Raw genomic sequence first — 17,108 nt, 5'->3', positions numbered from 1 at the left:
GTGCTTTGGCCTTCCGGCCAATGCCGGAAGGAGGCGGGTCGGCTTCGGTGCCATGAGCAGCGCAGGGGCCACGGGCGCGGCGGGCCTGTCACGCCTGGCTGTGGCGACATCGATGCTGCGCCCTGGGGTGCATGGGTGGGGCGGGTGGGACTCGAACCCACGGCCGACGGATTATGAGTCCGCTGCTCTAACCGGCTGAGCTACCGCCCCATAGCGGCGTGTCGCGTACATGTGTGCGCGCCGTCTGCCGCAGCATAGCCGCTCATACGATCTCCTGCCTCGGATGGTCGACCATGCACGGCCCTCGTGACCATGGAGACTGCGCCGAGCCCCGCACGGTTCCTGCGGGCATGAAAAAGGACCCCTGAGGGGTCCTCGTTCAGCATGCTCCCCCGACTGGACTCGAACCAGTAACCTGCCGGTTAACAGCCGGCTGCTCTGCCAATTGAGCTACGGAGGACCGAGCTCCCCCGACTGGACTCGAACCAGTAACCTGCCGGTTAACAGCCGGCTGCTCTGCCAATTGAGCTACGGAGGAATGCCTCGTTGCATCGAACGTACCTACCTGGGTATTCGCCAGGGGGCGCGCGCTCGCTGCGACACATACATTAGCGCAAGCAGGGGGGTGCTCCGCCAATCGGTACTCCCCGGCGCCGTCGCCGCACCGGAGACCTACGCAGACCGTGCAAGGGAAGGGTGGCCACCATGCGTTACCGGCTCACGTTCGTCGCCGGAGTCGTCCTGGGCTACGTGCTCGGCACGCGCGCCGGGCGCGAGCGTTACGAACAGCTGAAGAAGTCCGCGCAGCAGCTCGCGCAGAACCCCGCCGTCCGCAACACCGCGGAGACCGCCGCCCACCAGGGCCGCGAGTTCGCCGGCAAGGCCTACCACGCGGTGAGCGACAAGGTCGGCGACCGCATGCCCGACTCGGTCGCCCAGCGCGTCCGCACCCTGCGCGAACGCGCGACCCACGGCCAGGCAGAGGACGACTGGGGCACCAGCAATACGTGACGGCAACGATCGACGCCGGATCACTGCACCCACCCAGGGGCGCGGGGCTGTATCCGAATGCGGCTCCCCCGCGGGGCGCGACCAGCCGCAGACCACCCGCGCCCGAGACCGTACAGGCACCCCGACGGCGCCCACGGCCCAACCCAAGCGGATCGGTACGGCAGAATTTTGGTCATGGGGATAGTCGCCGGGCTGGACAGTGCGCCCGATTTCACTCGCATCGTCGTCTGTGACACGGACACCGGAGCCGTGCTCAGGCAGGGGTATGCCCAGCATCCGGTGCAGGGCCCCGACGGCGCCCGCCCCTCCGACGTCGATCCGCAGGCCTGGCTGCTGTCGCTGGGCGAGGCCGCGGGCGGCGGGCTGCTGGAGGGCGTGCAGGCCATCGGCGTCTCCGCGCAGGCGAACGCGCTGGTGCCGCTGGACGCGCAGGGCAACACCGTGCGGCCCGCCATGGTCGGCGGGGACAAGCGCGCGCAGGTCGCCGCCGCCGATCTGATCGACGCGCTCGGCGGGCGCGAGGCGTGGGCGCAGGCGGTGGGGTGTGTGCCGCAGGCCGCGCAGCCGGTGACCAAGCTGCGCTGGATGGCCCGCACCGAACCGGAGAACGCCGCGCGCACCGCCGTCCTGCTCCAGGCGCACGACTGGCTGGTGTGGCAGCTGCTGGGCCGGCCGGTGCGGCGGACCACCGACCGGGGCGGGGCCTCCGGCACCGGCTACTGGGCGGCGGCCACCGGCGGCTACCGGCCCGACCTGGTGGAGCTGGCGCTCGGGCACCAGGCGATGCTGCCGGAGGTGATCGGCCCGGCGGACGCGGCGGGTACGACTCCGGAGGGGCTGCTGATCTCCGCCGGGACCAGCGAGACCCAGGCGGCGGCGTTCGGTCTGGGGATCGGGCTGGGCGACGCGGTGGTGTCGCTCGGCGCGTCCGGCTCCGTGATGGCCGTGCACCCGGAGGCGCTCTACGACCAGACCGGCGCGATCACCGCCCTTGCCGACGCGACCGGCATGCACCTGCCGGTCGTCACCACGCTCAACGCCGTACGGACGCTGCGCGGGACGGCGGAGCTGCTCGGGCTGCCCGATCTGGAGGCCCTGTCCGATCTGGCGATGAAGTCGACGCCGGGGGCGCACGGGCTGGTGCTGCTCCCCTATCTGGAGGGTGAGCGGACGCCGAACCTGCCGCACACCGCGGGCACGCTGGCCGGGCTGAGACGGGAGTCGATGAAGCCGGAGCATCTCGCGCGGGCCGCGTTCGAGGGGATGCTGTGCGGACTCGCCGACGCGCTGGACGTGCTGCGCGGCCGGGGCGTGGAGGTGCGGCGGGTGTTCCTGCTGGGACCGGCCGCGGAGCTGCCGGCCGTGCAGGCGGCGGCGCCCTCGCTGTTCGGGGCGCAGGTGATGGTGCCTCAGCCCGCCGACTACGCCGCGGTCGGCGCCGCCCGGCAGGCGGCCTGGGCGCTCGGGGTGTCCCAGGGCACCCTCGATCCGCGCACCCCGCCGGTGTGGCAGGGCGCGGTGGCGCAGGTCCTGGAGCCGGGTGAGGAGCTGGCGGTGGGGCAGGCGGTGCGCCAGCAGTTCGTGGCCGTACGGGAGCAGACCCATCCGGGGGCGTTCCGGCCGTAGGGCGTGGCCGGGCAGCCTCCCTAGCACACGCGGTCGGCGTAAATGGCTTGAGGTAACGCGGGTGGAGTGTTCGACGATAGGGGCCACGGGCAACCAAACCGCCCCGCGTCGACCATCCCGAGAGAAGCAGCGTGCTCATACGACTTCTGCGGACCCATCTCCGTCCCTACACCAGACCCATCGCCCTTCTGGTGCTGCTGCAGTTCCTGCAGACGTGCGCCACGCTCTACCTGCCCACGCTCAACGCGGACATCATCGACAACGGTGTCGTCGAAGGTGACACCGGCTACATCCTGGCCTACGGCGCCTTGATGATCGGGATCTCGCTGGCCCAGGTCGTGTGCAACATCGGTGCCGTCTACCACGGTGCCCGGACCGCCTCCGCGCTGGGCCGGGACGTGCGGGCGGCCGTGTTCGACCGGGTGCAGTCGTTCTCCGCGCGTGAGGTCGGTCAGTTCGGTGCGCCCTCGCTGATCACCCGGACGACGAACGACGTCCAGCAGGTGCAGATGCTGGCGCTGATGACGTTCACCCTGATGGTGTCGGCGCCGATCATGTGCGTCGGCGGCATCGTGATGGCGCTCGGGCTGGACGTGCCGCTGTCCGGCGTGCTGGTCGCGGTGGTGCCGGTGCTGGGCATCTGCGTGACGCTGATCGTGCGGCGGCTGCGTCCGCTGTTCCGCACCATGCAGGAGCGGCTCGACACGGTGAACCGGGTGCTGCGCGAGCAGATCACCGGTATCCGGGTGATCCGGGCGTTCGTCAAGGACGACTACGAGGAGCAGCGTTTCCGGAAGGCCAACGCCGAGCTGACCGACGTGTCGCTGGGCACCGGCAATCTGCTGGCGCTGATGTTCCCGGTGGTCATGACGGTGGTGAACCTGTCGTCCATCGCGGTGGTGTGGTTCGGCGCCCACCGCATCGACAGCGGCGGGATGCAGATCGGCGATCTGACGGCCTTCCTCGCCTATCTGATGCAGATCGTCATGTCCGTGATGATGGCCACGTTCATGTTCATGATGGTGCCGCGCGCCGAGGTGTGCGCCGAGCGCATCCACGAGGTGCTGGACACGTCCTCCAGTGTGGTGCCGCCCGTCGCGCCGGTCACCGAGCTGCGCCGGCACGGGCATCTGGAACTGCGGGGCGCCGGCTTCCGCTATCCGGGTGCCGAGGAGCCGGTGCTGAAGGCGGTCGACCTGGTGGCGCGTCCCGGAGAGGTGACCGCCGTCATCGGCTCGACCGGCAGCGGCAAGTCGACACTGCTCGGGCTGGTTCCCCGGTTGTTCGACGCGACCGACGGCGAGGTGCTGGTCGACGGCGTGCCCGTGCGGGACGTCGAGCCGCAGCTGCTCGCGCGGACGGTGGGGCTGGTCCCGCAGAAGCCGTATCTGTTCGCGGGCACGGTGGCGACGAACCTGCGCTACGGCAATCCCGACGCCACCGACGAGGAGTTGTGGCACGCGCTGGAGGTGGCGCAGGCCAAGGACTTCGTCGAGCGGCTCGACGGCGGGCTGGACGCGCCGATCGCGCAGGGCGGGACGAACGTCTCCGGCGGTCAGCGCCAGCGCCTCGCCATCGCGCGCACGCTGGTGCAGCGCCCGGAGATCTACCTCTTCGACGACTCCTTCTCCGCGCTCGACTACGCCACCGACGCGGCGCTGCGCGAGGCGCTGGCGCGGGAGACGGCCGAGGCGACCGTGGTGATCGTCGCCCAGCGGGTGGCGACCATCCGGGACGCCGACCGGATCATCGTGCTGGACGAGGGCCGGGTCGTCGGCACCGGACGGCACCACGAGCTGATGGCGGACAACGAGACCTACCGGGAGATCGTGCTCTCCCAGCTGACGGAAGCGGAGGCTGCCTGATGGCCGGGCCTGCGGCGCGGATGATGGCCGGGGGCGGCCCCGACCAGCAGACGATGGACTTCAAGGGATCGGGCAAACGGCTCATCGCCCGGTTCCGGCCCGAACGCCTCACCCTCTACGGTCTGCTGACCTGTGTGGTGCTGAGCGTCGGGCTCAGCGTGGTCGGGCCGAAGATCCTCGGCAGGGCGACCGACCTGGTCTTCGCGGGCATCGTCGGACGCGAGATGCCGGACGGGGCGACCAAGGAGCAGGTCCTCGACTCGATGCGGGAGCGCGGCGACGGCGATGTCGCCGACATGCTGCGCAGCACCGACTTCACCCCGGGCAAGGGCATCGACTTCACGGCCGTGGGGAACGTCCTGCTGCTCGCGCTCGCCGTGTTCACCGTCGCCGGTCTGCTGATGGCGGTGGCGACGCGGCTGGTGAACCGGGCCGTGAACCGGACGATGTACCGGATGCGCGAGGACGTGCAGACGAAGCTGTCGCGGCTGCCGCTGTCGTACTTCGACAAGCGGCAGCGCGGTGAGGTGCTGAGCCGGGCGACGAACGACATCGACAACATCGGGCAGACCCTGCAGCAGTCGATGGGCCAGCTGATCAACTCGCTGCTGACCATCATCGGTGTGCTGGCGATGATGTTCTACGTCTCCTGGATCCTGGCGCTGGTCGCGCTGGTGACCGTGCCTCTGTCGTTCGTGGTCGCCACGCGTGTCGGCAAGCGGTCGCAGCCGCACTTCGTGCAGCAGTGGCGGACGACCGGCAGACTCAACGCGCACATCGAGGAGATGTACACCGGGCACACGCTGGTGAAGGTGTTCGGGCGCCAGGAGGAGTCGGCGCAGCGGTTCGCCGAGGAGAACGAGGCGCTGTACGAGGCGGGGTTCCGGGCGCAGTTCAACAGCGGGATCATGCAGCCGCTGATGTTCTTCGTGTCGAACATCAACTACGTGCTGGTGGCGGTCGTCGGCGGCCTGCGGGTCGCGTCCGGCGCGCTGTCCATCGGTGATGTGCAGGCCTTCATCCAGTACTCCCGGCAGTTCTCGATGCCGCTGACGCAGGTCGCCTCGATGGCGAACCTGGTGCAGTCCGGTGTCGCCTCCGCCGAGCGGGTCTTCGAACTGCTGGACGCCGACGAGCAGGAGGCGGACCCGGTACCGGCCGAGAAGCCCGCGGAGCTGCGCGGGCGGGTGGCGCTGGAGCGGGTGTCGTTCCGGTACGAGCCGGAGAAGCCGCTGATCGAGGATCTGTCGCTGAAGGTGGAACCCGGGCACACGGTGGCGATCGTCGGCCCGACCGGTGCGGGCAAGACGACGCTGGTGAATCTGCTGATGCGGTTCTACGAGGTGTCCGGCGGGCGGATCACGCTGGACGGAGTGGACATCGCTCGTATGTCCCGGGACGAACTGCGCGCCGGGATCGGGATGGTGCTGCAGGACACGTGGCTGTTCGGCGGGACCATCGCGGAGAACATCGCGTACGGGGCCGCGCGGGAGGTCACCCGGGGCGAGATCGAGGAGGCGGCGCGGGCGGCGCACGCGGACCGGTTCGTCCGGACGCTGCCGGACGGGTACGACACGGTGATCGACGACGAGGGCAGTGGGGTGAGCGCGGGTGAGAAGCAGCTCATCACGATCGCGCGGGCGTTCCTGTCCGACCCGGTGATTCTGGTGCTGGACGAGGCGACGAGTTCGGTGGACACCAGGACCGAGGTGCTCATTCAGAAGGCGATGGCGAAGCTGGCGCACGGGCGGACGTCGTTCGTGATCGCGCATCGGCTGTCGACGATCCGGGATGCGGACACGATCCTGGTGATGGAGAACGGGGCGATCGTGGAGCAGGGGGCGCACGGGGAGTTGCTGGCCGGGGGTGGGGCCTACGCGCGTTTGTATCAGGCGCAGTTCGCCTCTGCGGTGGCCGAGGTCGACTGAGTCACGCGCCCGGCGCTGGGGCTGGGCGGGGGTGGGTGTCGCTTACCCGCGCTGGCGGGGTGCCGCTGCGCCCACCCGTGCCGCCCCAGCGGCACGACTGCCCGCAGCTAAGCGCCCTGAAGGGGCGCGGGGAACTGCGCGATCAGCCCCCACGCACCCGCAGTCGGCGTCAGTCCAGATAGCCCCTCAGCTGATCCGCAAAAGCGTGATCCCGGAGCTTGTTCAGGGTCTTGGACTCGATCTGCCGTATCCGCTCCCGCGTCACGCCGAAGATGCGGCCTATCTCCTCCAGCGTCCGGGGACGGCCGTCCGCCAGCCCGTACCGCAGCTGCACGACCTTCCGCTCCCGCTCCCCCAACGTCGACAGCACCGCCTCCAAGTGCTCCCGCAGCAACAGGAACGCCGCCGACTCCACAGGGCTCGCCGCATCGCCGTCCTCGATCAGGTCACCGAGGGCGACGTCGTCCTCCTCGCCCACCGGCGCGTGGAGCGACACCGGTTCCTGGGCGAGGCGCAGCACCTCACCGACGCGCTCGGGTGGCAGGTCGAGGTGCGCGGCGACCTCGTCCGGGGTGGGCTCGTAGCCGCGTTCCTGGAGCATGCGGCGCTGCACGCGGACGACGCGGTTGATCAGCTCGACGACGTGGACGGGCACCCGGATCGTGCGGGCCTGGTCGGCGAGCGCACGTGACATGGCCTGGCGGATCCACCACGTGGCGTACGTGGAGAACTTGTAGCCGCGGGCGTAGTCGAACTTCTCGACCGCGCGGATCAGTCCGAGGTTGCCCTCCTGGACGAGGTCCAGCATGGTCAGCCCGCGTCCGACGTACCGCTTCGCCACGGAGACGACGAGCCGCAGGTTCGCCTCGATCAGACGGCGTTTGGCCATCCGGCCCATGACCACGAGCCGGTCCAGGTCGAGGGCGAGCTGACTGTCCAGGTCGGGTGTGAGCCGCAGCTTCTCCTCGGCGAACAGCCCGGCCTCCACCCGGCGGGCGAGTTCGACCTCCTCGGCCGCGGTGAGCAGGGGGATGCGGCCGATCTCCCGCAGGTACTGGCGGAACAGGTCCGAGGACGGGCCACCGGTCTCGGGCCGGAGGGGCGGCGCCTCGGCCGGTTCGGGGGGCTCGGCCGCCTCCGGCGCGTCGGCCGGGGGGTCGGACTCGGTCTCGGATCCGGGGTGGTGCATGACGCGGCTCTGCGGGGGCATCGCCAGCAGTACGTCCGCGTCCGGCTGCGTGCCGACGGTACTGGTGTCGGTCTGGGTGAGGGTCTGGGTCTGCACGGGGGCGACCTCCAGGATGATCGCTGCCAGGGGGGACGGCAGCGGTACTTCGGGGGCGGAGTCGGCGGCCTCGCCGCTGTCCGTCCCGTACGCGATGAGCGGAACCGCGGGGGTCTGGGACCCGTCAGGGACGGATCGGCCGCGCTCCGAGGACTCAGGCACCGCACCCCAGTGTGGGGTACGACACATCGTCCCCACGAGGGGCGTGCCATGACTTTTTGCGTCCGGTCCGTGACCGCGCGGTTACGCGGCGCGGAAACCCGGATGCCGAACATCCGTGTGATCCGGGACGATCCGCCGGTGTCCGCCCGTCGGGTGCGGGCCGGCGCGCGGCACGAGCGGTTCGTCACCCAGCGCAGTCACGGGGCGGACGCCGAGGGCGCGGGGCGGGTCCTGGGACGGCTGCCGGCGGACCTGGACGGTCTTGAAGTGCTGGGCGTGGAGCGGGAGTCCGTGCTGCACGACAGCGATGTGTCGATGGGCGACGGACGGCTCCGACGGGAGTTCGCCGACCGGCTGGTGCGGGCGGCGACGCCGACGTTCGCGGAGACCTGAGCCCGTCCGCCTACAGCGCCGCCGCGCCGTGTTCGCGCAGCGCCTGGTCGTACTGCTGGAGGACCCACAACTCGTTCTGCACGGCGGCCAGTTCGGCCGGATCGGCGTGGCTGCCGAGGCGGGTGAGGCGGCTGGTGATGTCGCGGATGCGGCGTTCCACGGCGCGGCGGCGGACGGTGACCAGCTGCGCGCCGGCGTAGTTGTCGTCGACCTCCTTGACGCCCCGGTGCAGCATGATCGCCTCGACGGCGAGTTCGGTGACCATGGCGCGGACGGTGTCGTCGGGGGCGGCGTCGCGGACGCGGATCAGGTACTCCTGCGGGTCCTGGATGCCGTACTCGGCGCCGCCCGCGTCCAGGATGGCCTGGCGTACGGCCGCGTAGGGCGGGGCGGTGAACTCGTCGACGCCGTACGCGTCGAAGGCCGGGGAGACCAACTCGGGGCGCTGGAGGGCGAGTTTCAGCAGCTCACGCTCGGTGGCGTAGACGGGGTTGCGGAGGTTGAGGGCGGGGCCGCGCGGGGCGGCCGGAGCCGGGGCGTGCTGCTGGGGGCCGCCGCCGCGCTGCTGCCGGTCCGGCGCCGGGCCCTTGCCGCCACGGTCGCGGGCCCAGCGGGCCAGCTGGGCGACCCGCTTCACCACGAACTGGGTGTCCAGGATGCCGAGCATCCCGGCGAGCTGGACGGCGACCTCGTGCTGGGCGCCGCTGTTCTTGATGCGGGCGACGACGGGCGCCGCCTCGTCGAGGGCCGCGGCACGACCGGCCGGGGTGTCCAGGTCGTAGCGGGAGACGATCTGGCGCAGGGCGAACTCGAAGAGCGGGGTGCGGGGTTCGACCAGGTCGGCGACCGCCTCGTCGCCCTTCGCCAGGCGGAGGTCGCAGGGGTCCATGCCGTCGGGGGCGATGGCGATGTAGGTCTCGGCGGCGAACTTCTGGTCGTCCTCGAAGGCGCGCAGGGCGGCCTTCTGACCGGCCGCGTCGCCGTCGAAGGTGAAGATGACGCGTGCGCTGCCGTTGTCCATGAGCAGGCGGCGCAGGATCTTGATGTGGTCGCCGCCGAAGGCGGTGCCGCAGGTGGCGATGGCGGTCGTCACGCCGGCGAGGTGGCAGGCCATGACGTCCGTGTAGCCCTCGACCACGACCGCGCGGGACGACTTGGCGATGTCCTTCTTCGCCAGGTCGATGCCGTACAGCACCTGGGACTTCTTGTAGATCGCCGTGTCGGGGGTGTTCAGGTACTTCGGGCCGTTGTCCGCCTCGTACAGCTTGCGGGCGCCGAAGCCGACGACGTCGCCGCCGATGTCGCGGATGGGCCACATCAGCCGGCCGCGGAAGCGGTCGATGGGTCCGCGGCGGCCCTCCTGGGAGAGTCCGGAGAGGATCAGCTCCTTGTCGCTGAAGCCCTTGCCGCGCAGATAGCGGGTGAGGTGGTCCCAGCCCTGGGGGCTGTAGCCGACGCCGAAGTGGACGGCGGCGGCCTGGTCGAAGCCGCGCTCGGCGAGGAAGATCCGGCCGGTCTCCGCCTCGGGGCTGGCCGCGAGCTGTTCCGCGTACCACTCGGCGGCGATCTTGTGGGCCTCGACCAGGCGGATCCGCTCGCCGCGCTGGTGGGCGGGGTTGTACCCGCCCTCCTCGTAGCGCAGGGTGATGCCCGCCTGACCGGCCAGGCGCTCGACCGCCTCCGAGAAGGAGAGGTGGTCGATCTTCATCACGAACGTGATGGTGTCGCCGCCCTCCTGGCAGCCGAAGCAGTGGAACAGCCCCTTGCTGGGGCTGACCTGGAAGGACGGGGACTTCTCGTCGTGGAACGGGCACAGCCCCTTGAGGTTGCCGCCGCCCGCGCCTCGAAGCTGGAGGTACTCGGACACCACGGCGTCGATCGGGACCGCGTCCCGTACCGCCTTCACGTCCTCGTCGTTGATCCGTCCAGCCACGCGTGAATTCTACGGGGGCGGACTGACACTCCTGTGCGGCGTGATGTCAGGACGCGAGGCTTTCGAGGGGTACGTGCGGGTCTGCCAGGGCCTCCGTGTCCACCTGGGCCCGGGAACGGATCAGCCGCTGGATCGGGTCCGTGACGTCCCACACATTCACGTTCATCCCGGCCAGCACCCTGCCCTCCCGCACCCAGAACGCGATGAACTCCCGCTTCCCCGCGTCCCCCCGGATCACCACCTGGTCGTACGACCCCGGCGGCGCCCAGCCCGAGTACTCCATCCCCAGGTCGTACTGGTCGGTGAAGAAGTAGGGGACGCGGTCGTAGATCTCCTCCCGGCCCAGCATCGCCCGCGCCGCCGCCGGTCCGCCGTTCAGCGCGTTGGCCCAGTGCTCGACGCGCAGCCGCGTGCCGAACAGGGAGTGCGGGAAGGACGCGACGTCACCGGCCGCGTGGATGTCGGGGTCGGACGTGCGCAGCCGTTCGTCGACGAGGACGCCGCCGCCGTCCGCGGGGTCGGCGAGCTCCAGGCCCGCCGCCTCCGCGAGCGCGGTCCGCGGGGCGGCGCCGATCGCCGCGAGGACCGCGTGCGCCGGGTGCTCCTCGCCGTCGTCCGTGCGGGCGGCGAGGACCATGCCGTCCTGGCCGGTGATCTCGGTGAGGGTGACGCCGAAGTGGAAGCGGACGCCGTGCTCGCGGTGCAGCTCGGCGAAGAGCTGGCCGAGCTCGGGCCCGAGGACCGAGTGCAGCGGGGTCGGGCCGCGGTGCACGACGGTGACCTCCGCGCCGTACTCGCGGGCCGCCGCCGCGACCTCCAGGCCGATCCAGCCGGCGCCGGCGATCACCAGATGTCCGTTGTCGCGGCCGAGGGAGGTCAGGACGCCCTTGAGGCGTTCGGCGTGGGCGAGGCGGCGCAGGTGGTGGACACCGGCGAGGTCCGTGCCCGGGATGTCGAGGCGGCGGGGCTCGGCGCCGGTGGCCAGGAGCAGTTTGTCGTAGCGGACGGTGGTGCCGTCCTCGCCGAAGCGGACGGTGCGGGCGGCGCGGTCGACGGCGTCGACGGTCTGGCCGAGGTGGAGCTCGATGTCGTGGCGTGCGTACCAGGCGGGCTCGTGCACGAAGACGCTGTCGCGTTCCTCCTTGCCGAGCAGATAGCCCTTGGACAGCGGTGGACGTTCGTACGGGTGGTCGCGCTCGTCGCAGATCAGTATCACGCGGCCGGTGAAGCCCTCCTCACGCAGCGTCCCGGCCGCCTTCGCGCCGGCCAGGCCGCCTCCGACGATGACGAATGTCTGATCCGCGTCGACCACTTGATGCCTCCTCGTAAGGGTGCCGCCACTTGCGAGCGTCCCGCACACGACCGGGCGCGGGAAGAGGGAGTGACCCGATCAGGCCACCGGCCGTCACATTCGAGGGGACTTTGCTCCCGGCCTCTGTCCCGTCAGCCGGGCGTGCAGCGCGCGGGCGGAGGCGTCGGTGAGGTTGGCGATCTGGTCGACGATCACCCGCTTGCGGGCCCGGTCGTCCGGCGCCTCGTCGAACAGCGCGCGGAACTGCGGGTCGAGGCCGTGGGGGGCGCGGGCGGTGAGCGCCTCGGCCAGTTCGACGACGACGATCCGCTGGTCGGCGCGCAGCCGCTCCTGCTCGTCGCGCTGCATGACGTAACGGTCGGCCACGGCCTTGAGGACGGCGCACTCCAGCCGCGTGCTTCTCGGTACGACGAGTTCGGCGTCGTAGCGGGTGAGGTCCCCGTCGCCGTAGGTCTGGCGGGTGGCGCCCTCGGCGGCGAGGCAGAAGCGGCCGATGAGCTGGCTGGTGGCGTCCTTCAGCCGGGCCTGGGCGACGGCGGTGCCGTCGTAGCCGTGCGGCCACCACTCCTGGGCGAGGAGGCGGTCGAGGGCGTCGGCGAGTTCGGCGGGGTCGGTGCCGGGTCCGGCGTAGCGGCCGGCGGCGACGGCGAAGACCGCCTGGCGTTCGGGCTCGGCGTGCAGGCAGCCGGGGTCGATGTGGCCGGCGTGCAGGCCGTCCTCCACGTCGTGCACGGAGTACGCCACGTCGTCGGCCCAGTCCATGACCTGGGCCTCGAAGCAGGTGCGGGTGCCGGGGGCGGCCTTGCGGAGCCAGTCGAAGACGGGGCGGTCGTCGTCGTAGACACCGAACTTCGGGGAGGCCGGGTCGGTGGGGTGGGCGCCTCGGGGCCACGGGTATTTGGTGGCGGCGTCGAGGGTGGCGCGGGTGAGGTTGAGGCCGACGGAGCCCTCCGGGGTGAACCGCTTGGGTTCGATGCGGGTGAGCAGGCGCAGGGACTGGGCGTTGCCCTCGAAGCCGCCGCAGTCCTCCGCGAACTCGTTGAGGGCCTGTTCGCCGTTGTGGCCGAAGGGGGGATGGCCGAGGTCGTGGGCCAGGCAGGCGGCCTCCACGAGGTCGGGGTCGCAGCCGAGGGCCGCGCCCAGCTCGCGGCCGACCTGGGCGCACTCCAGGGAGTGGGTGAGGCGGGTGCGGGGGCTGGGGTCCCAGGCCTGGCTGGTCGTGCCGGGGGTCACCACCTGGGTCTTGCCGGCGAGTCTTCTCAGCGCGGAGGAGTGGAGGATGCGGGCGCGGTCGCGTTGGAAGGCGGTGCGGCCGGGGCGCTTGTCCGGTTCCGGGGCCCAGCGTTCCACTGCGGACTCGTCGTAGTGCATGCACCGACAGTAATAGGGGGTGCTGACAGATGGGGGGTGTGGTTCGCCTACTCGTCCGCCGGGTTATGAGAGCTTGCGGGTGCGGGTCGTGGGTGGCTTGTCGCGCAGGTCCCCGCGCCCCTTGGGCCACTCGCCCGTGCCGGAGTTCTAAGCCGAGGCCAGTTCGGGGAGCGTCTCGGCCGGGGTTGCCCGCGTCTGGTCGTAGCGGTGGAGGAGGAGGTGGGCCATCCCCTCGTGGGTGCCCAGGGGGGACGAGGCGATCCACGGAGCTGCCTGTGCGCACTCCGTGGCGAAGCGGCCGGGGGCCGTGAAGTAGGACGCCACGGCCACCCTGGTGAAGCCACGGGCCGCCAGTGTGCGGACGGCGTCCGGGATCGTGGGGGTCGCGGTGGTCGCGTAGGCCGGGAGCACCGGCACGCCCAGGCGCGCGGCGAGGAGGTCGGCGGTGCGCTGGGTGTCGGTCTTCGCCTCGGGATCGCGGGAGCCCGCGGCGGCGAGCACGACGGCGCTGTTCCGGGCGGGCGTCCCGGGCCAGCCGGCCTCGGTGAGGCGGGCGTGCAGGGCGTCGACGAGGAGGGGGTGGGGACCGAGTGCCGGGGCCACGCGTGCGTGCACCTCGGACGCGGCGGCCATCTCGGGTATGTCCCGTTTGACGTGGTAGCCGCGGCTGAGCAGCAGCGGCACCAGGATCGCCTCGGCCGTGCCGAGGCCGGCGAGCGTGTCGGGCAGCAGCGGGGCGTTCAGCTCGATGTGGCCCAGGTGGACGGGCAGACCGGGGCGCAGGGCGCGGACGCGGTCGAGGAGGTCCCGTACGGTGCTCAGCGCACGGGGGTCGCGGCTGCCGTGGGCCACCACGACGAGGGCGGGCGGTGCCGGGCGGCGACGGCCGCTCAGCGTGACGAGGCCGAGCTGTCCCGCGAGCCTGGTGGTGATCCGGTTCATGAGGTCCGCCGTACTGTCGAGGTGCGTCGCCGTCATGCACCGATGGTGGCGGCGGCACGTTGCCTCCCCGTTGCGCGGTCATGACGGGTGTTTTCCAGCGGTTCACGGTGGCGCCCGTGCGGGGTGTGAGCCGTTGTGACCTGGGGTTTCGCCGTTCGGGGTGAAGCTGGTCACAGGGCGCCGGACGAACCGGAGGGGGGTGCCTGGACGTCTCTGACGGTCGAGAGCCGACCCGGAGGGGGCCGTCCGATGCGCCGTTTCACCGTCCGCACGCCGCGTCTGCCGCGCACCCGCAAGGGGCAGCGCCGGCTGGTGCAGGCGGTGATGGCGGTGGGTGTGCTCGCGCTGCTGCCGGGAGCGTGGCTGCGGCTGGCGGCGGACGGGCGGCTGCACACCGCCGCGGACGTGCCGCGTGCGGAGGTCGCCGTGGTGTTCGGCGCGGGGCTGTGGCAGGGCGAGCCGTCGCCGTATCTCGCCCACCGGCTGGACGCGGCGGCCGAGCTGTACCGGGCGGGCCGGATCGAGGTGGTCCTGGTCACCGGTGACAACAGCCGCGTCGACTACGACGAGCCGGACGCGATGCGCGCGTATCTGACCCGGCACGGCGTGCCCGACGCGCGCATCGTCAGCGACTACGCGGGCTTCGACACGTGGGACTCCTGCGTGCGCGCGAAGAAGATCTTCGGCGTGGACCGTGCGGTCCTGATCAGCCAGGGCTTCCACGTCCGGCGGGCGGTGGCGCTGTGCCAGGCGGCCGGGGTCACCCCGTACGGCGTCGGCGTCGACGAACCGCACGACGGCACCTGGTACTACGGGGCCGTCCGGGAGGTCCTCGCGGCGGGAAAGGCGGCCGCCGATGCTCTGTTCCGGCCGGATCCGCGCTTCCTCGGGCCGCGGGAGCCGGGCGTCGAGCGGGCGCTGGCGGAGAGCCGCAGGTCGTGACCGGGCGGCCCTCACCGTCGGCCCGCGGGCGCGGGGAGGTCGCCGTACCGGGTGTGTAACAGGGGTCGGCGCGATGCGTAACACCGGCGACGCACGCTGAACCCTATGCAGAACACCGTGACGCCCACGCACTGCCCCTACTGCGCCCTGCAGTGCGGGATGAATCTGACGCCCGCCGCCGGCGGGACCGTCGAGGTGAGCGAGCGCGCGGACTTCCCGGTGAACCGGGGGGCACTGTGCGGCAAGGGGCGTACCGCGCCGGCGGTGCTGTCCTCGGGCGTGCGGCTGACCTCGCCGTTGGTCCGCTCGCAGGACGGCACACTGGTGCCGGCCACGTGGGGCGAGGCGCTGGACCGGATCGCCGGAGCGCTCAGCCGTACGCGGGCCGGCCACGGCGCGGACGCGGTCGGAGTGTTCGGCGGGGGCGGGCTGACCAACGAGAAGGCGTACGCGCTCGGGAAGTTCGCGCGGGTCGTGCTGGGGACCTCGCAGATCGACTACAACGGACGGTTCTGCATGTCCTCCGCCGCGGCCGCGGGCACCAAGGCGTTCGGGCTGGACCGCGGGCTGCCGTTCCCGCTGGAGGACATCCCGAGGACCGGATGCGTCGTCCTCGTCGGTTCGAACCCCGCCGAGACCATGCCGCCGTCGCTGCGGTACTTCACCGAGCTCAGGGAGAACGGCGGCACGCTCATCGTCATCGACCCGCGCCGCACCAGGACGGCCGAGCAGGCCGACCTGCACCTCGCGCCCCGGCCGGGCACCGATCTCGCGCTGGCCCTGGGCCTGCTGCATCTGATCGTCGCCGAGGGGCGCACCGACGAGCAGTACATCCAGGAACGCACCGTCGGCTGGGAGGAGACCCGGGCCGCGGCCATGGCGCACTGGCCGGAGTACGTGGAGCGGATCACGGGGGTGTCCGTTCCTCACCTCAGGGAAGCGGTACGGCTGTTCTGTGAGCCGGAGCACGCCATGGTGCTCACCGCGCGGGGGCCCGAGCAGCAGTCCAAGGGGACGGACACGGTGGGCGCGTGGATCAACCTCGTCCTGGCGACGGGGCGCGCGGGGCGCCCGCTGTCCGGGTACGGCTGCCTGACCGGGCAGGGCAACGGGCAGGGCGGGCGCGAGCACGGCCAGAAGGCCGACCAGCTGCCGGGCTACCGCAAGCTCACCGATCCGGAGGCGCGCCGGCATGTCGCCGAGGTGTGGGGCGTGGACCCCGACTCGCTGCCGGGGCCCGGACGCAGTGCGTACGAGCTGCTGGACGCGCTGGGCACGGACATCCGGTCGCTGCTGCTGATGGGCTCCAACCCGGTGGTGTCGGCGCCGCGCGCCGCGCACATCGAGGAGCGGATCCGGTCGCTGGACTTCCTGGCGGTGTGCGACGTGGTGCTGTCGGAGACGGCCGCGCTGGCCGATGTCGTGCTGCCGGTGACGCAGTGGGCGGAGGAGACGGGCACGACGACCAACCTCGAGGGCCGGGTGCTGCTGCGCCGCCGCGCGATCACCCCGCCGGAGGGTGTGCACAGCGACCTGTACGTGCTGCACGAACTTGCCGCCCGCCTCGGTGTGGAGAAGGGCTTCCCGACCGACCCCGAGGAGGTCTTCGAGGAGCTGCGCCGGGCGAGCGCGGGCGGCCCCGCGGACTACTCCGGGATCACGTATCGCAGGCTGGCGGAGGAGAACGGCGTGTTCTGGCCGTGCCCGGCAGCGGAGACGGCGCCGGCGGAGGATCCCGAGGACGCCTCCCTGGACGCGGTGGCCGACGACCCGGCGCGCGACGAGACGCCGGCCGGCGTCCACCCCGGCACCCCGCGCCTGTTCCTCGACCGTTTCGCCACCGACGACGGCCGCGCCCGCTTCGTCCCCGTCTCGCACCGCGCGATCGCCGAGGAGCCCGACGAGGAGTACCCGGTGCTGCTGACCACCGGGCGGGTGGTCTCCCAGTACCAGTCGGGCGCCCAGACCCGGCGCGTCGACGAGCTGAACGCCGCCGCGCCCGGCCCGTTCGTGGAGCTGCACCCGCGGCTCGCGGAGCGGCTCGGTGCGGCCGAGGGCGACCCGGTGGCGGTGGTGTCCCGGCGGGGCCGGGCGGTCGCACCGGCGCGCATCACCACCGCGATCCGGCCCGACACGGTGTTCATGCCCTTCCACTGGGCGGGCGAAGGCCGTGCCAACACCCTCACCAACCCCGCCCTCGACCCGACCTCCCGCATGCCGGAGTTCAAGGCGTGCGCGGTGCGGGTGGAGGCGGTGCGGGCTTAGGGGGTGTCCGCAGGGCCCGGGCATCCGGACCCGGCGGGGGCCGGTGCGCCCGGGGTGGGTGCACCGGCCCTCG

At 71.9% G+C, this 17,108-nt stretch carries 12 protein-coding genes and 3 tRNA genes; 7 read left to right on the top strand and 8 right to left on the bottom strand.

Going from position 1 to position 17,108, the window contains the following annotated elements; all coding sequences use genetic code 11:
• Window positions 1-136 precede the first annotated feature (136 nt).
• The 3 genes from AB0412_RS01080 to AB0412_RS01070 form a co-directional block, all read right to left on the bottom strand.
• Window positions 137-210, bottom strand: a tRNA-Ile gene (locus tag AB0412_RS01080).
• A gap of 177 nt (window positions 211-387) precedes the next feature.
• Window positions 388-460: transfer RNA gene (locus AB0412_RS01075), tRNA-Asn, on the bottom strand.
• A gap of 5 nt (window positions 461-465) precedes the next feature.
• A tRNA-Asn gene (locus AB0412_RS01070) sits at window positions 466-538 on the bottom strand.
• 167 nt (window positions 539-705) lie between these two features.
• Here AB0412_RS01070 and AB0412_RS01065 point away from each other — a divergent pair.
• The 4 genes from AB0412_RS01065 (at window position 706) to AB0412_RS01050 (ending at window position 6,430) form a co-directional block, all read left to right on the top strand.
• Entirely contained in the window at window positions 706-1,011 is a 306-nt protein-coding gene (locus AB0412_RS01065; RefSeq protein WP_366400320.1) for a YtxH domain-containing protein, read from the top strand.
• A gap of 174 nt (window positions 1,012-1,185) precedes the next feature.
• A complete protein-coding gene (locus AB0412_RS01060) occupies window positions 1,186-2,637 on the top strand; it encodes an FGGY family carbohydrate kinase (RefSeq protein ID WP_366400319.1) in 1,452 nt (483 codons plus the stop codon).
• A gap of 131 nt (window positions 2,638-2,768) precedes the next feature.
• Window positions 2,769-4,502, top strand: a complete 1,734-nt coding sequence (locus AB0412_RS01055) for an ABC transporter ATP-binding protein (protein ID WP_366400318.1) — start codon at window positions 2,769-2,771, stop codon at window positions 4,500-4,502.
• Window positions 4,502-6,430, top strand: a complete 1,929-nt coding sequence (locus AB0412_RS01050) for an ABC transporter ATP-binding protein (RefSeq protein ID WP_366400317.1) — start codon at window positions 4,502-4,504, stop codon at window positions 6,428-6,430. Before AB0412_RS01055 ends, AB0412_RS01050 begins: the two co-directional genes overlap by 1 nt.
• A gap of 169 nt (window positions 6,431-6,599) precedes the next feature.
• Here AB0412_RS01050 and AB0412_RS01045 read toward each other — a convergent pair whose 3' ends face one another.
• Window positions 6,600-7,877 (bottom strand): RNA polymerase sigma factor, encoded by a 1,278-nt coding sequence (locus tag AB0412_RS01045; protein WP_366400316.1) that lies wholly within the window; start codon window positions 7,875-7,877, stop codon window positions 6,600-6,602.
• A 102-nt stretch (window positions 7,878-7,979) separates the two neighbouring features.
• Here AB0412_RS01045 and AB0412_RS01040 point away from each other — a divergent pair, with 102 nt between their 5' ends.
• The gene (locus tag AB0412_RS01040) at window positions 7,980-8,270 is read left to right on the top strand and encodes a hypothetical protein (protein WP_366400315.1); all 291 of its coding nucleotides are present in this window, start codon (window positions 7,980-7,982) and stop codon (window positions 8,268-8,270) included.
• A 10-nt stretch (window positions 8,271-8,280) separates the two neighbouring features.
• Here AB0412_RS01040 and dnaG read toward each other — a convergent pair whose 3' ends face one another.
• The 4 genes from dnaG to AB0412_RS01020 all read right to left on the bottom strand — a co-directional run bounded on the left by dnaG (window position 8,281) and on the right by AB0412_RS01020 (window position 13,864).
• The gene (gene dnaG / locus AB0412_RS01035) at window positions 8,281-10,203 is read right to left on the bottom strand and encodes a DNA primase (RefSeq protein WP_366400314.1); all 1,923 of its coding nucleotides are present in this window, start codon (window positions 10,201-10,203) and stop codon (window positions 8,281-8,283) included.
• A gap of 46 nt (window positions 10,204-10,249) precedes the next feature.
• Window positions 10,250-11,515 carry an FAD/NAD(P)-binding oxidoreductase gene (locus AB0412_RS01030; RefSeq protein WP_366400313.1) on the bottom strand — a complete coding sequence of 422 codons (1,266 nt, stop codon included), beginning with the start codon at window positions 11,513-11,515 and terminating at the stop codon, window positions 10,250-10,252.
• Window positions 11,516-11,608: 93 nt separating this feature from the next.
• A complete protein-coding gene (locus AB0412_RS01025) occupies window positions 11,609-12,886 on the bottom strand; it encodes a deoxyguanosinetriphosphate triphosphohydrolase (protein ID WP_366400312.1) in 1,278 nt (425 codons plus the stop codon).
• A 147-nt stretch (window positions 12,887-13,033) separates the two neighbouring features.
• Window positions 13,034-13,864, bottom strand: coding sequence for a sirohydrochlorin chelatase (locus AB0412_RS01020; protein ID WP_366400311.1), 831 nt, complete (start codon window positions 13,862-13,864; stop codon window positions 13,034-13,036).
• A gap of 213 nt (window positions 13,865-14,077) precedes the next feature.
• On the opposite strand from AB0412_RS01020, the gene AB0412_RS01015 reads away from it, so the two are divergent.
• Together AB0412_RS01015 and AB0412_RS01010 are read left to right on the top strand one after the other, a co-directional pair.
• Entirely contained in the window at window positions 14,078-14,770 is a 693-nt protein-coding gene (locus AB0412_RS01015; protein WP_366400310.1) for an ElyC/SanA/YdcF family protein, read from the top strand.
• 105 nt (window positions 14,771-14,875) lie between these two features.
• Window positions 14,876-17,035, top strand: a complete 2,160-nt coding sequence (locus tag AB0412_RS01010; RefSeq protein ID WP_366400309.1) for a molybdopterin oxidoreductase family protein — start codon at window positions 14,876-14,878, stop codon at window positions 17,033-17,035.
• Window positions 17,036-17,108 lie beyond the last annotated feature (73 nt).

The sequence above is a fragment of the Streptomyces sp. NPDC052012 genome, from assembly GCF_040689265.1.
In the GTDB taxonomy this organism is placed as follows: Bacteria; Actinomycetota; Actinomycetes; order Streptomycetales; family Streptomycetaceae; genus Streptomyces.
This window is presented reverse-complemented; position numbering and strand designations above follow the sequence as displayed.

Excerpts from the sequence above, each read along its gene's own strand:
- AB0412_RS01065 (WP_366400320.1), top strand. The coding sequence starts at position 706 with ATGCGTTACCGGCTCACGTTCGTCGCCGGAGTCGTCCTGGGCTACGTG.
- AB0412_RS01060 (WP_366400319.1), top strand. The coding sequence starts at position 1,186 with ATGGGGATAGTCGCCGGGCTGGACAGTGCGCCCGATTTCACTCGCATC.
- AB0412_RS01050 (WP_366400317.1), top strand. The coding sequence starts at position 4,502 with ATGGCCGGGCCTGCGGCGCGGATGATGGCCGGGGGCGGCCCCGACCAG.
- AB0412_RS01040 (WP_366400315.1), top strand. The coding sequence starts at position 7,980 with ATGCCGAACATCCGTGTGATCCGGGACGATCCGCCGGTGTCCGCCCGT.
- AB0412_RS01025 (WP_366400312.1), bottom strand. The coding sequence starts at position 12,886 with ATGCACTACGACGAGTCCGCAGTGGAACGCTGGGCCCCGGAACCGGAC.
- AB0412_RS01020 (WP_366400311.1), bottom strand. The coding sequence starts at position 13,864 with ATGACGGCGACGCACCTCGACAGTACGGCGGACCTCATGAACCGGATC.
- AB0412_RS01015 (WP_366400310.1), top strand. The coding sequence starts at position 14,078 with ATGCGCCGTTTCACCGTCCGCACGCCGCGTCTGCCGCGCACCCGCAAG.
- AB0412_RS01010 (WP_366400309.1), top strand. The coding sequence starts at position 14,876 with ATGCAGAACACCGTGACGCCCACGCACTGCCCCTACTGCGCCCTGCAG.